General features: G+C 65.5%; 8 protein-coding genes. 3 read left to right on the top strand and 5 right to left on the bottom strand.

Annotated elements, in window-relative coordinates; translation table 11 throughout:
• Window positions 1-13: 13 nt before the first annotated feature.
• Window positions 14-2,359 carry a UvrD-helicase domain-containing protein gene (locus OVY01_RS10640; protein ID WP_267847406.1) on the bottom strand — a complete coding sequence of 782 codons (2,346 nt, stop codon included), beginning with the start codon at window positions 2,357-2,359 and terminating at the stop codon, window positions 14-16.
• 71 nt (window positions 2,360-2,430) lie between these two features.
• Between OVY01_RS10640 and OVY01_RS10635 the strand changes: the two genes are divergently transcribed.
• Window positions 2,431-5,388 (top strand): valine--tRNA ligase, encoded by a 2,958-nt coding sequence (locus OVY01_RS10635; protein ID WP_267847405.1) that lies wholly within the window; start codon window positions 2,431-2,433, stop codon window positions 5,386-5,388.
• A 41-nt stretch (window positions 5,389-5,429) separates the two neighbouring features.
• Window positions 5,430-6,311 (top strand): UTP--glucose-1-phosphate uridylyltransferase GalU, encoded by an 882-nt coding sequence (gene galU / locus OVY01_RS10630; RefSeq protein WP_267847404.1) that lies wholly within the window; start codon window positions 5,430-5,432, stop codon window positions 6,309-6,311.
• A gap of 114 nt (window positions 6,312-6,425) precedes the next feature.
• Here galU and OVY01_RS10625 read toward each other — a convergent pair whose 3' ends face one another.
• The 4 genes from OVY01_RS10625 to ggt form a co-directional block, all read right to left on the bottom strand.
• Entirely contained in the window at window positions 6,426-6,656 is a 231-nt protein-coding gene (locus OVY01_RS10625; RefSeq protein ID WP_267847403.1) for a sulfurtransferase TusA family protein, read from the bottom strand.
• 21 nt (window positions 6,657-6,677) lie between these two features.
• Window positions 6,678-7,760 carry a threonine aldolase family protein gene (locus tag OVY01_RS10620; RefSeq protein ID WP_267847402.1) on the bottom strand — a complete coding sequence of 361 codons (1,083 nt, stop codon included), beginning with the start codon at window positions 7,758-7,760 and terminating at the stop codon, window positions 6,678-6,680.
• A gap of 78 nt (window positions 7,761-7,838) precedes the next feature.
• A complete protein-coding gene (alaS, locus tag OVY01_RS10615) occupies window positions 7,839-10,502 on the bottom strand; it encodes an alanine--tRNA ligase (RefSeq protein WP_267847401.1) in 2,664 nt (887 codons plus the stop codon).
• A 280-nt stretch (window positions 10,503-10,782) separates the two neighbouring features.
• Window positions 10,783-12,555 carry a gamma-glutamyltransferase gene (gene ggt / locus OVY01_RS10610; RefSeq protein WP_267847400.1) on the bottom strand — a complete coding sequence of 591 codons (1,773 nt, stop codon included), beginning with the start codon at window positions 12,553-12,555 and terminating at the stop codon, window positions 10,783-10,785.
• A gap of 206 nt (window positions 12,556-12,761) precedes the next feature.
• Between ggt and OVY01_RS10605 the strand changes: the two genes are divergently transcribed.
• Window positions 12,762-14,477, top strand: a complete 1,716-nt coding sequence (locus OVY01_RS10605; RefSeq protein WP_267847399.1) for a glutamine--tRNA ligase/YqeY domain fusion protein — start codon at window positions 12,762-12,764, stop codon at window positions 14,475-14,477.
• The last annotated feature ends 13 nt before the right edge of the window (window positions 14,478-14,490 follow it).

Genomic DNA, 14,490 nt, shown 5'->3' with positions numbered 1-14,490 from the left:
CCGGATAACCGCGCTAGTCCTCGATCAGTTGCAGTTTCGCGACCGACAGCGCGAGCCATTTCTGGCCGTGTCGCTTGAAATTCACCTGGGCCCGCGCATCGGCGCCGCTGCCTTCCAGACCGGTCACCGTGCCCTCGCCGAACTTCGTGTGGAACACCGCCTGTCCCACGCGAAAACCCGCCTCGGCGGCGCGATTGCGCTCGACATAGGACGGCAGCGCGGCGGGCACGGGTGCCGCGGCCACGCCACCGCGCGCGAACCAGTCCTTGCCCCAGCCGGCATTGTCGCTCCTGCCGCCCCAGCGCGCGCCCGCCTCGACCTTCGCGGTCAGCCATTTCAGCGCACCCTCGGGCAGTTCGTCGAAGAACCGCGAGCGGACGTTGTAGCGCGTCTGACCGTGCAGCATGCGGCTTTGCGCGAACGACAGGTAGAGCCGCTCCTTGGCGCGGGTGATCGCGACGTACATCAGACGCCGCTCCTCCTCCAGACCGTCGGCCTCGGCCGCGCTGTTCTCGTGCGGAAACAGGCCCTCCTCCAGACCCGTCACGAAGACCGCCGTGAACTCCAGCCCCTTCGCGGCGTGGATCGTCATCAACTGCACGGCGTCCTGCCCGGCCTGCGCCTGGTTGTCGCCCGCCTCCAGCGACGCATGCGACAGAAAACCCGCCAGCGGCGTCATCGCCGCCACGAGTGTGGTCGCGCCGGGCGCCGCGGCGTCGAGCACGGCGTCCACCATGTCGGCGCCGGCATCGGCCACCGCCGGTGCCGCCGTCGCGCCGGCGTCCATCGGCAGCACACGGGCCGGCGCGTCGCGGCGGAACCCTTCCTCCGAGATGAACGCGCTGGCGGCATTCACCAGTTCCTCCAGATTCTCCAGCCGGTCCTGCCCTTCGCGCTCGTTCTGGTAGTGCGCGGCGAGGCCGCTCGCCTGCACCAGGTGCCGCACCAGATCCGGCAGGTTCATCAGCCGCGTCTCGGCGCGAATGCGTTCGATCAGGTGCAGGAACTGCCCGAGACTGCTGCCCGCCTTGCCCGTCACGTAGGCGACCGCCGATGCCAGGGGGCAGTTGTGCGCACGCGCGAGATCGGACAGTTGTTCGAGCGAGCGCGCGCCGATGCCGCGCGTGGGGAAATTGACCACGCGCATGAAGGCGGTATCGTCGGTCGGGTTGTCGATCAGGCGCAGATAGGCCAGCGCGTGCTTGACTTCCTGGCGCTCGAAAAAGCGCAGGCCGCCGTAGACCTTGTAGGCGATGCCGGCGGCGACCAGCGCGTGCTCGACCACCCGCGACTGCGCGTTGCTGCGGTACAGCACGGCGATGTCCAGACGCGACACACCCTGATTGATCAGTGCGCGCATCTCCTCGACCAGCCAGCCCGCTTCCTGGGTGTCGGTGGCGGCCTCGTAGACCCGCACCGGCTCGCCATAGCCGGCATCGGTGCGCAGGTCCTTGCCGAGCCGCTTCGAATTGTTGGCGATCAGGATGTTCGCCGCGTCGAGGATATGCCCGTGCGAGCGGTAGTTCTGTTCGAGCTTGATCAGGTGCCGCACATGGAACTCGCGCTCGAAATCGCGCATATTGCCCACGTTCGCGCCCCGGAACGCATAGATGCTCTGGTCGTCGTCGCCCACCGCGAAGATCGAATTGTGCGCGCCCGCCAGCAGCTTCAGCCACGCGTACTGCAGCCGGTTCGTATCCTGGAATTCGTCGACGAGGATGTGCGAGAAGCGCGCCTGGTAATGCTGGCGCAGCGCCACGTCGCGGGTCAGCAATTCGTAGCTGCGCAACAGCAGTTCGGCGAAATCGACCACGCCCTCGCGCTGACACTGCGCCTCGTACGCGGCGTACAGTTCGACGAACCTGCGGTTGAACGCGTCGTTGGCCTCGACCTGGTCCGGGCGCAGCGCCTCTTCCTTCGCATTGTTGATGAAATACTGCAGGTTCTTCGGCGGGTATTTCTCCTCGTCGACGTTCAACCCTTTCAACAGGCGCTTGATCGACGACAGCTGATCCGCGGTGTCGAGGATCTGGAATGCCTGCGGCAGGCCGGCCTCGCGATAGTGCGTGCGCAGCAGCCGGTTGCACAGGCCGTGAAAGGTGCCGATCCACATCCCGCGGGTGTTGATCGGCAGCAGCGTCGTGAGCCGCGTGAGCATCTCCTTGGCGGCCTTGTTCGTGAAGGTCACGCCGAGGATGCCCGACGGGCTTGCCTGACGGCCTTCGATCAGCCAGGCGATGCGGGTGATCAGCACGCGCGTCTTGCCGCTGCCCGCGCCTGCCAGGATCAGCGCCGATTCGTTGGGCAGCGTGACCGCGGCGAGCTGTTCGGGATTGAGATGGGCGAGCAAGTCGGGCATGGATGTCGTTTTCCGGTGGGGGGTCCATTATAATCGTTGTTTTACAAGCATTCTCAGGCCTCAGGCACACAATGAGCGACAGCGATCACAGCACCCCGGCACCCGGTTCGTCCCTTCCCTCCGGCAGCGACGGCGCGACTGCCGGTGAAGACAACACGCTCGCCAAGAGCTTCGATCCGGCCGAAATCGAATCGCACTGGGGCCCCGAATGGGAGCGGCGCGGTTACGCGCGGCCCACGCTGGACGACGCGCGCGCCGACTTCTCGATCCAGTTGCCGCCGCCGAACGTCACCGGCACGCTGCACATGGGCCATGCGTTCAACCAGACGATCATGGACGCGCTCACCCGTTATCACCGGATGCGCGGCGCCAACACGCTGTGGCTGCCCGGCACCGACCACGCCGGCATCGCCACGCAGATCGTCGTCGAACGCCAACTCGACCGCCAGGGGCTGACGCGCCAGGCGCTCGGCCGCGAGGCCTTCGTCGAGCGCGTGCACGCGTGGAAGGAAGAATCCGGCTCGACGATCACGCGGCAGATCCGCCGCCTGGGCGCGTCGATCGACTGGTCGCGCGAATACTTCACGATGGACGACAAGATGTCGAAGGCGGTACGCGACGTCTTCGTCACGCTCTACGAGCAGGGTCTGATCTACCGCGGCAAGCGGCTGGTCAACTGGGACCCGAAGCTGATGACGGCGGTGTCGGACCTGGAAGTGGTGTCCGAGGAAGAGACCGGTTCGCTCTGGCACATCCGCTATCCGCTGCCGGACGGCGCGGGCCATCTGACGGTGGCCACCACGCGGCCGGAAACGATGCTGGGCGACGTCGCGGTGATGGTGCACCCCGAGGACCCGCGCTACGCGCATCTGATCGGCCAGAGCGTGACGCTGCCGCTGGTCGGGCGGGAGATCCCGATCATCGCCGACGACTACGTCGATCCGGCCTTCGGCACCGGCGTCGTCAAGGTCACCCCGGCGCACGATCAGAACGATTACCAGGTGGGCCAGCGCCACAAGCTGCCGCAGATCGAGATCCTGACGCTCGACGCGCGCATCAACGACAACGCGCCCGAACGCTTTCGCGGCCTGGACCGGTTCGACGCGCGCAAGCAGGTGGTGGCCGAGCTCGAGGCCGCGGGCCTGCTCGAGGCGGTCAAGCCGCACAAGCTGATGGTGCCGCGCGGCGACCGCACCAACGCGATCATCGAACCGATGCTCACCGACCAATGGTTCGTGGCGATGAGCCAGCCGGCGCCGGCCGACAGCCGGCACCCGGGGCGCTCGATCGCCGAGGTCGCGCTCGACGTGGTGCGCGACGGCCAGATCCGCTTCGTTCCGGAGAACTGGACCAGCACCTACTACCAGTGGCTCGAAAACATCCAGGACTGGTGCATCTCCCGGCAGCTCTGGTGGGGCCACCAAATTCCGGCATGGTACGACGAACACGGCGGCGTGCATGTCGCGGCAACCGAAGCCGAGGCGCGCGCGAAGGCGGACGCGGCCGGCGTCACCGGGCCGCTGCGCCGCGACGAGGACGTGCTCGACACCTGGTTCTCGTCGGCGCTGGTGCCGTTCTCGTCGCTCGGCTGGCCCGAGGCGACGCCGGAACTGAAGCACTTCCTGCCGTCGTCGGTGCTGGTCACCGGGTTCGACATCATCTTCTTCTGGGTCGCGCGGATGGTGATGATGACGACGCACTTCACCGGCAAGGTGCCGTTCGACACCGTCTACGTGCACGGGCTGGTGCGCGATTCGGAAGGCCAGAAGATGTCGAAGTCGAAAGGCAACACCCTCGACCCGATCGATCTGGTGGACGGCATCGCGCTCGACGCGCTGGTGGCGAAGCGCACCACCGGCCTGATGAATCCGAAGCAGGCCGCGCAGATCGAAAAGAAGACCCGCAAGGAATTCCCGGACGGCATCGCCGCGACCGGCACCGATGCGCTGCGCTTCACCTTCGCGTCGATGGCGACGCTGGGCCGCAACATCAATTTCGACCTGTCGCGTTGCGAAGGCTATCGCAATTTCTGCAACAAGCTGTGGAACGCCACGCGCTTCGTGCTGATGAATTGCGAAGGCCACGACTGCGGCGTCACGGCCCCCGGGGCGGAGACCGCGACGGATGGCGGCGCCGACAGCCACCTGGATTTCTCCGCTGCCGACCGGTGGATCGTCTCGGCGTTGCAACAGGTCGAGGCCGATGTCGAAAAAGGTTTCGCCGACTACCGGCTCGACAATATCGCGGGCGCGATCTACCGTTTCGCCTGGGACGAATACTGCGACTGGTACGTCGAATTCGCGAAAGTCCAATTGCAGAAGGGCACGCCGGCGCAGCAGCGCGCCACGCGCCGCACCCTGCTGCGCGTGCTGGAAACCATTCTGCGGCTCGCGCATCCGATCATTCCGTTCATCACCGAGGCGCTGTGGCAAAAAGTGGCGCCGCTCGCGGGCCGGTACCCGATATCTCCCGCCGCAACGGCCGATGCCGACGCGCAACACCCCTCGATCATGACGCAGGCCTACCCCCGGGCGGACCTCGCGAAGATCGACGCGCCATCCCTTCTGTGGGCCAGCGAACTGAAGGGAGTGGTCGATGCATGTCGTAATCTGCGTGGCGAGATGAGTCTGCCACCTTCGAAACGCGTGCCCTTGCTCGTCACGGGCGATTCGGCGCGGCTGGCGAGCTTCGCACCGTACGTTCAGGCGCTGGGGCGGCTGTCGGAAGTGCAGATCATCGACGACGAAACGACGCTCGACGCGCGTGCCGCGGGCACGCCCGTCGCAATCGCCGGTTCGACGAAAATGGCGCTCGAGGTGGAAATCGATCTTGTCGCCGAAAAAGAACGGCTGACAAAGGAAATCGCCCGTCTCGAAGGCGAAATCGGTAAAGCGCGAGCGAAGTTACAAAACGAGAGCTTTGTTTCACGCGCACCGGCCATAGTGGTGGAACAAGAACGGAAAAGACTGGCAGAATACGAAACAACGCTTGCGAAGCTGGCGAGCCAGCTGGCACGAATGCACGCTTGATTCCTATTCTTCTTCCAATATAAAACGCGGGGTTTTCAAACATGTTGAAAGTAACGAAAGCGGTATTTCCCGTTGCTGGCCTGGGAACGCGTTTCCTGCCGGCAACCAAGGCCAGTCCGAAGGAAATGCTGCCGGTGGTCGACAAGCCATTGATCCAGTACGCGGTCGAGGAAGCGATCGCCGCCGGCATTACCGAGATGATTTTCGTGACGGGCCGCAGCAAGCGCGCGATCGAGGACCATTTCGACAAATCGTACGAAATCGAGGCCGAACTCGAAGCCCGGGGCAAGCAGAAGCTGCTGGACCTGGTACGCAGCATCAAGCCGGCGAACGTCGATTGCTTTTACGTGCGTCAGCCGGAAGCGCTTGGCCTGGGCCACGCGGTGCTGTGCGCCGAGAAGCTGGTGGGCGACCACCCGTTCGCGGTCATCCTGGCGGACGACTTGCTGTACGGCAAGCCGCCCGTGCTGACGCAGATGGTCGAGGTGTTCAATCACTACCATAGCTCGGTGATCGGCGTCGAAGAAATCCCGGCATCCGAAACGGCGTCCTACGGTATCGTCGACGGCCGCCAGCAGGAAGAGAACATCTACAAACTGTCCGGCATCGTCGAGAAGCCGGCACCCGAAGTCGCACCGTCGAACCTGGGCGTGGTCGGCCGCTACGTATTGAAGCCGCGTATTTTCGACCACATTCGCGCGTTGAAGACCGGCGCGGGCGGCGAGTACCAGCTGACGGACGCGATCCAGGCGCTGCTGGCCGACGAGCAAGTGCTGGCGTACAAGTACCACGGCACGCGTTTCGACTGCGGCAGCAAGCTGGGTTACCTGAAGGCGACCGTCGAGTTCGCGCTGCGCCACCCGGAAGTGAAGGACCAGTTCGAGGAATACCTGCGGACCCGTTCGCCGGTCATGGAAAGCTGATCGTTGCCTGAGTAGGTCCCCGCGTCTTTTCTGCCTACGGGCGGGAAAGCATCTACGCCTCGCCTCCCGAACGGACGCGAGGCGTTTTTTTTCCCGGTCGCCGAAGGCGCCCTGTCAGCGCCGACGAATCAGGAACACGAAGACCTTGTCATGCGAACTCGTTTCGACGATGGCATTGCCGGTCTGTTTCGCGAAGGCCGCGAAATCCCGCTGCGAACCCGGGTCCGTGGCGCTGACCTTCAGAATCTCGCCGGTGCTCATGTCTGCAAGCGCCTTCTTCGCGCGCAGGATCGGCAACGGGCAGGTCAGACCCCGCGCATCCACTTCCTTGTTCACTTCGAGCATCGTTGCTTCCGGTTGCCGCGTCTAGGCGGCGGTGGGTTCGATGGGCGGAACGGCGGCCGGCGCGACTGCCCGGCCGGCCATCACGGCCGCGTTCAGTTCGGCGGCGAAACGCGCCACCGTCTCCGGCGCCGTATCCCATGCGCACATCAGGCGGCTGCCGCCCGCGGCGATGAAATCGTAGAATACCCAGCCGTTTTGCCGTAGCGTGCGTGCCGCGTCCACCGGCAATTCGGCGAACACCGCGTTCGCCTGCGGCGGGAACATGATCCGCACGCCCGGAATCGCACCAATGCGCTCGGCGAGCAAACGCGCCATCGCATTCGCATGCCGCGCGTTGCGCAGCCACACGTCGTCGTCCAGCAGACCCAGCCAGGGCGCGGAGATGAAACGCATTTTCGACGCGAGCTGGCCGGCCTGCTTCACGCGGTAGGCGAAGTCCGCGGCCAGCGACTTTTTGAAGAACACCACCGCCTCGCCCACCGGCAGGCCGTTCTTGGTGCCGCCGAAGCACAGCACGTCGACGCCCGCCCGCCAGGTCATGTCCGCCGGCGACACCGCCAGCGCCGCGACCGCGTTCGCGAAGCGCGCGCCGTCCATGTGCACCGACATGCCGTGCCGGTGCGCGACCTCACTGATCGCCCTGACCTCCTCGACCGTATAGAGGGTACCGACTTCGGTCGCCTGCGTCAGCGTGACCGCCTTCGGACGCGGCGAATGGATATCGTTGCGCCGCGTCACCAGCGCTTCGATCGCCACCGGATCGAGCTTGCCCAGCGGTCCGCGCGACGTGATGAGCTTGGACCCGTTGGAGAAGAACTCCGGGCCACCGCACTCGTCGGTCTCGACGTGCGCCAGTTCGTGGCAGATCACAGATTGGTACGACTGGCACAGCGACGCCAGCGCCAGCGAATTGGCCGCCGTGCCGTTGAAGACAAAGAATACCTCGCAGTCGGTCTCGAAAAGCGCGCGCAGCCGGTCGCAGACCCGACGGGTCCAGGAATCGTCGCCGTACGCCACCTCATGACCGCTGGCATTGGCCTCGACCAGCGCACGCAGCGCCTCGGGGCACACGCCGGCGTAATTGTCGGAAGCGAAATCCTGCATGAGCCACCTTCTGGAGATGAAAAACCGCCGCGGATGCGGCGGCGTTGCATGAGATCGATGATGCCCGGATCAGGTCCGTCAGGCCAGCAGCGCTTCGATCCAGCCGGGCACTGCGGCCAGTGCCGCGGGCAGCGCCGCCGCGTCGGTCCCGCCTGCCTGCGCCAGGTCCGGCCGCCCGCCGCCCTTGCCACCCACCTGCTGCGCGACGAAGTTGACGAGGTCGCCCGCCTTGACCTGCTTCGACGCATCGGCCGTCACACCGGCAACCAGGCTGACCCGGCCGTCGGTCACGGTCCCGAGCACGATGGCCGCATGCTTGAGCTTGTCCTTCAGACGGTCGACCGACTCCCGCAGCACCTTCGGATCGGCGCCGTCGAGCTGGGCGGCGAGGACCTGCACCCCGCTGACGTCGACCACCTGCGCGAGCAGATCGTCGCCCTGGCTCGACGCCACTTTCGACTTCAGTTGTCCCAATTCCTTCTCGAGCGCGCGCAGTTGCTCCTGCTGTTGCAGGATGCGTTGCGTCACCTCGGCCGGCGGCACCTTGAGCGCCGCGGCCGCCGCGCCCAGGCGCTGATCGAGCCCCTGCACGAAGCGCACCGAATTGTCGCCGGTGATCGCTTCGATACGGCGGATGCCCGCCGCGACGCCCGTCTCGGCGAGCACCTTGAACAGACCGATGTCGCCGGTGCGCGACACATGGGTGCCGCCGCACAACTCGCGGGAACTGCCCAGATCGAGCACGCGGACTTCGTCGCCGTACTTCTCGCCGAACAGGGCCATCGCCCCGGACTTGACCGCGTCGTCATAGGCCATCGAACGAATCACCGCCGGCGCGTTCGCCAGCACCTCGGCGTTCACCAATTCCTCGATGCGGCGGATCTCCTCCGCGCTCAGCGGCGAATGGTGCGCGAAGTCGAAACGGGTCTTGTCGGCATCCACCAGCGAACCCTTTTGCTGCACGTGGCCGCCGAGAACATCGCGCAAGGCCTTGTGCATCAGGTGCGTCGCCGAGTGATTGCGGGCGGTGCGCGCGCGGCGCACGCCGTCGACCGTCGCGTGGACGACATCGCCACGCGCCAACTCGCCCTGCTCCAGCATGCCGTGGTGGCCGACGACGTCAGCCTGCACCTTCAACGTATCGGTCACCGCGAAACGCGCGAGGTCGGTCGACAGCACGCCCTGATCGCCCACCTGACCACCGGATTCCGCGTAGAACGGCGTGTGGTCGAGGACGATCACCGCATCCTGACCGGCGACGATGCGCTCCACCGCGGTGCCGTCCGCATATAGCGCGACGATACGGGCGTCGTCGGCGACGATCGCGTCATATCCAAGGAAGGATGTCTTCGCGCCGTTGTATTCGAGCGCGCTCGCCATCTTGAATTTGCCGGCCGCGCGCGCCTGCTGCCGCTGGCGCGTCATCGCCGCGTCGAAGGCGACCTCGTCGACGACGATGCCGCGCTCGCGGCAGACGTCGGCGGTCAGATCCAGCGGAAAACCGTAGGTGTCATGCAGCTTGAACGCGATGTCACCCGAGAGCACCAGCGGCGCGGGAGTCGCGTCGGCGCCCGCCACGGCCGGGGGACGCCCCGCTTCCAGCGCACCGATCGTCGCGTCGAGAATCTCCATCCCGTTTTCGATCGTCTCGAAGAAACGCTCCTCCTCCTGACGCAGGATGTCGGTGACGCGCGTGCGCGCCTCGGCCAGCTCCGGATAGGCGGTGCCCATCTCCGCGACCAGATCGCCGACCAGACGATGGAAGAACGCTCCCCGGCGGCCCAGCTTGTAGCCGTGGCGGATCGCACGGCGCACGATGCGGCGCAAGACGTAACCGCGCCCCTCGTTACCCGGGATGACGCCGTCGACGATCAGGAAGGAACAGGCGCGGATATGGTCGGCGATCACCTTCAGCGAGTTGTTGCCGAGATCGCTCACGCCGGTCTCGCGTCCCGCGGCCTTGATCAATGTCTGGAACAGGTCGATTTCGTAGTTGCTGTGCACGTGCTGCAACACGGCCGCCACCCGTTCGAGCCCCATGCCGGTGTCCACGCACTGCTTCGGCAGCGGCGTCATATTGCCCTGGGCGTCGCGGTTGAACTGCATGAAAACCAGATTCCAGATCTCGATGTAACGGTCGCCGTCCTCGTCGGGAGACCCGGGCGGCCCGCCCCAGATCTCCGGGCCGTGGTCATAGAAAATTTCCGAACAGGGGCCGCACGGACCGGTATCGGCCATCTGCCAGAAATTGTCCGACGCGTAGCGCGCGCCCTTGTTGTCGCCGATGCGGATGATCCGTTCGGCCGGCACGCCCACCTCGTTCGCCCAGATCGCGTACGCCTCGTCGTCCTCGTGATAGACGGTGACCCAGAGCTTGTCGGCGGGCAAGGCGTAGACCTGGGTCAACAGCTCCCATGCGTAATGGATCGCATCGCGCTTGAAATAATCCCCGAACGAGAAATTGCCCAGCATCTCGAAGAAGGTATGGTGACGCGCCGTGTAGCCGACGTTTTCGAGGTCGTTGTGCTTGCCGCCGGCACGCACGCTGCGTTGCGCGCTGGTGGCGCGCGAGTACGGGCGGGGGTCGGTGCCCAGGAACACGTCCTTGAACTGCACCATCCCGGAGTTGGTGAACAGCAAGGTCGGATCGTTTGCCGGCACCAGGCTCGACGAACGCACGATCGTGTGTCCTTTCGACTCGAAGAAACGGAGGAACTTGCTGCGGATATCGGCGGCTTTCATGGCGTGGAATGCTGGAATGCGAAGCGTGGGATGCAATACGGTCGACGGGAAGCGGAACGCCGCCGCACAACGGGAAGACGGGCGCCTCGGCAGTCCTTTCCCCGCGCATGCGCAAGCCATGGGCCTGCGTCCGACTGCAAACCGCCGATTATACAGTTAGCCCCGCACTCACGCCCATGGGTAGGGCGATGTCTCGGGGGGTGTCGTCCCAGAAGGGGTGATGCACTTTTGCGGCCCCGCTTTCAGCATGCCGCGGGGCCGCGGCACGTACACCGTGACTTTACTTGACGATCAGCGTGACGCCTCGGCCTCGCGGGTCGGCCATCGGCGTGGCGGTGCGGCCCTCGACCTGAATCGCCTGGATATCGCCATTGAACGACTGGGCTTGCAGCTTGTATCCCAGCGCTTCCACCTGTTTCGCCAGGTCCCCGTCGAGCGGCGCATAGGGCTCCCAGAAAATGGTGTTTTCAGGCAACAACTGATGATGGAAGCGCATCTGCGCGACCGCGCCGTCCAACGACATGTGGAAACCGTAGAGGTTTTCGATCACCTGGAAGATCGACGTGAAGATCCGCGAACCGCCCGGCGTGCCGATGACCAGCGCCACCTTGCCGTCCCGCGTCAGAATGGTCGGCGACATCGAGGACAGGGGGCGTTTCCCGGGAGCGATCGCGTTCGCGTCGCTGCCCACCACGCCGAACATATTGGCGACGCCGGGCTTTGCCGCGAAATCGTCCATCTCGTCGTTCAGCAGGAAGCCGGCTCCCGGCACCACGACGCCCGAACCAAAATAGCCGTTGATCGTATAGGTGTTCGATACCGCGTTACCCCATTTGTCGACGACCGAGTAATGGGTGGTCTCGGCTTTCTCCGGCATCGACCCGGCCACATCGGCATTGCCGCCGGACTGCACGCCCAGCGCTGACACGTCGAGTCCCGGCCGAATATTCTTCGTGACCGAGATATGGTCCGGACTGATTTCGTCGGCACGCTTTTGCAGATAGGCGGGATCGATCAGGCGCGCGACCGGCACCTTGTAGAAATCGGGGTCCCCCAGGTATTCGGCACGATCGGCGAAGACCCGCTTCTCGATCTCGGCGACCAGATGAATGTATTTCGGCGAATTGACCGGCACGCCCTCGAAGGCAGGCGCCAGATCGGACTTCATCCGGAGCATCTGCACCAGTCCTATCCCGCCGGAACTGGGCGGCGGCGCGGTGATGACCCGGTATCCGTTCCAGTCCGCCTGCACCGGTTCGCGCCAGACCGCGCGATAGGCAGCCAGATCGTCCTTCGAGATCAGCCCGTGGCCGCGCATCGCCTCGGCGATCAGGTCCGCGGTCTGACCGGTATAGAATTCGGTCGCACCGTCATCCGCGATGCGCGTCAACGTGGCGGCGAGCTCGGGCTGACGGAAGGTCGCGCCCCGGTTCAGGCCGGAGAAGTACGCATCGAAATTGGTCTTGCCGGCGAATTCCGCATGGGCCTTGTCGCGGCGCGACTGAAGTTGCTCGTCGACCTCGAAGCCGTCGCTCGCGTAGGCGATGGCCGGGGCGAGCACCTGCTTCCACTTGAGCTTGCCGAACCGGCGTTGCGCTTCCCACATGCCCATCACCGTGCCCGGCACGCCGGCCGAGCGGCCGCCGATCAGACTCGCGCCCGGAACGACCTTGCCCTTGTTGTCCAGATACATCTCGCGCGTCGCCGCCTGCGGCGCGCGTTCGCGGTAGTCGAGGAAATACGGCTTGCCGTCGACGTAGAGCGTCATGAAGCCACCGCCGCCGATATTGCCCGCCTCGGGATAGGTCACCGCGAGCGTGAACGCGATCGCCACCGCCGCGTCGACCGCGTTGCCGCCGGCGCGCAGGATCTGCTCGGCGGCCTGCGCGCTGTAGCGGTCCGCAACCGCGACCGCCGCGCTGTCGAGCGCTGGCGCGGGGGCGCGTTTCGCCAGCGCGGGCGCGGTGCCGGCAAAGGCGGTGACAGTCGCCAGCAGCGCGCACGCGCACCATCTGGCGACACCGGAAGAACGGGACAGGCGGTCGAGAATCATCGAAGACTCCATATTGCATCGAGCCGCCATCTTGCCGTGCGCGCTTCCGGTTAGGCAAGCCCGTCCTGGCTTTTCATCGAATCGGAGAAAATTCCCAGACCCGCCGCGGGCACCGGAATCCGCGTCATCCGCGTCTGCGCACCGCGGCGGTGCGGTAAAATGACCGGCTATCCACCCATAGTCCGGATTTCCGACTCCGCCATCGCATGAGCACCGACTCCAAAGACGCGCCGGTCGCGTCCAACTTCATCCGCAATATCATCGACGAGGATACGCGTTCGGGGAAATGGAACGGTCGCGTCGAGACGCGCTTTCCGCCCGAGCCGAACGGTTATCTGCACGTGGGCCATGCGAAGAGCATCCATGTGAACTTCGGCATCGCCCGCGACTACGGCGGCGTCTGCCACCTGCGCTTCGACGACACCAACCCGGAGAAGGAAGACACGGAGTACGTCGATTCGATCATCGACTCGGTACGCTGGCTGGGCTTTTCCTGGACGCGTCCGGACGATCCCGCGGCCACCGCGCATCTCTACTATGCGAGCGACTACTTCGAGCGCCTGTACCGGCTCGCCGAGCGGCTGATCGAACTCGGCCGCGCCTATGTCGACAGCCAAAGCGCCGAGGCGATGCGCGCCGCGCGCGGTTCGCTGACCGAGCCAGGCACGCCCTCGCCCTACCGGGACCGCGGCGTCGACGAGAATCTCGCGTTGTTCCGGCGGATGCGCGCGGGTGAATTCGGTGACGGCGAACATGTGTTGCGCGCGAAGATCGACATGGCGTCGCCGAACATCAATCTGCGCGACCCCGTGCTGTATCGCATCCGCCACGCGCACCATCACCGCACCGGCGACGCGTGGTGCGTCTACCCGATGTACGACTACACGCACTGCATCTCGGACGCGATCGAGAACATCACGCATTCGCTGTGCACGCTCGAATTCGAGGACCACCGCCCGCTCTACGACTGGGTGCTCGAGCAGCTGGCCGAAGCCGGGGAATTCAGCCGGCCCCTGCCGCAGCAGATCGAATTCGCGCGGCTCAACCTCACGTACGCGATCACCAGCAAGCGCAAGCTGCTGCAGCTCGTGAACGAAAAGCATGTCGACGGCTGGGACGACCCGCGCATGCCCACGCTCGTCGGACTGCGCCGGCGCGGCTTCACGCCGGAATCGATCCGGCTCTTCTGCGAGCGCATCGGCGTCTCGAAGGCGGACTCGTGGATCGACATGGGGGTGCTCGAGCAGTCGCTGCGCGACGATCTCGATCCGCTCGCGCCGCGCGCGATCGCGGTGCTCGACCCGCTGAAGCTGATCATCGACAACTTTCCGGAAGGAACCGTCGAACCCTGCCTCGCGCCGGTCCACCCGCATCATCCGCAACGCGGCAACCGCGAATTCCCGCTCACCCGCGAGTCGTGGATCGAACGCGAGGATTTCAACGAAACGCCGCCGAAGGGGTATTTCCGTCTGTTCCCGGGCAACCGCGTGCGTCTGCGCTACGGCTTCGTCGTCGAATGTACCGGTTTCGACAAAGATGCCGACGGCAAGGTCACGGCCGTGCACTGCACCTATTTCCCCGACAGCAAGTCCGGCACCGACGGGGCCGGCACCTACAAGGTCAAGGGCAACATCCACTGGGTCAGCGCGGCGCACGCCTATGCTGCGGAGGTACGACTGTACGACCGGCTGTTCAGCGATGCTCACCCGGGCGCGGGCGGCCAGGATTTCCTCGCCGGTCTGAACCCGAACGCGAAGCGGGTCGTGCCGGCCTACCTCGAAACCGGCGCGCGCGCGCTGGCGCCCGATACACGGGTGCAGTTCGAGCGGCATGGGTACTTCGTCGCCGACCGGGTCGATTCGGTCCCGGGGCGACCGGTGTTCAACCGCATCGTCTCGTTGAAGGACAGCTGGGGAAAATAAGCGGCCCCGAGGC

This window comes from Robbsia betulipollinis, from assembly GCF_026624755.1.
Lineage (GTDB): Bacteria > Pseudomonadota > Gammaproteobacteria > Burkholderiales > Burkholderiaceae > Robbsia > Robbsia betulipollinis.
Note: the sequence above shows the minus strand (reverse complement) of the source record. Positions and strands in the feature narration are given on the sequence as shown.

What these genes read in the sequence shown, in the direction of transcription:
- OVY01_RS10640 (WP_267847406.1), bottom strand. Translation starts at nt 2,359, where the DNA reads ATGCCCGACTTGCTCGCCCATCTCAATCCCGAACAGCTCGCCGCGGTC.
- OVY01_RS10635 (WP_267847405.1), top strand. Translation starts at nt 2,431, where the DNA reads ATGAGCGACAGCGATCACAGCACCCCGGCACCCGGTTCGTCCCTTCCC.
- galU (WP_267847404.1), top strand. Translation starts at nt 5,430, where the DNA reads ATGTTGAAAGTAACGAAAGCGGTATTTCCCGTTGCTGGCCTGGGAACG.
- OVY01_RS10625 (WP_267847403.1), bottom strand. Translation starts at nt 6,656, where the DNA reads ATGCTCGAAGTGAACAAGGAAGTGGATGCGCGGGGTCTGACCTGCCCG.
- OVY01_RS10620 (WP_267847402.1), bottom strand. Translation starts at nt 7,760, where the DNA reads ATGCAGGATTTCGCTTCCGACAATTACGCCGGCGTGTGCCCCGAGGCG.
- alaS (WP_267847401.1), bottom strand. Translation starts at nt 10,502, where the DNA reads ATGAAAGCCGCCGATATCCGCAGCAAGTTCCTCCGTTTCTTCGAGTCG.
- ggt (WP_267847400.1), bottom strand. Translation starts at nt 12,555, where the DNA reads ATGATTCTCGACCGCCTGTCCCGTTCTTCCGGTGTCGCCAGATGGTGC.
- OVY01_RS10605 (WP_267847399.1), top strand. Translation starts at nt 12,762, where the DNA reads ATGAGCACCGACTCCAAAGACGCGCCGGTCGCGTCCAACTTCATCCGC.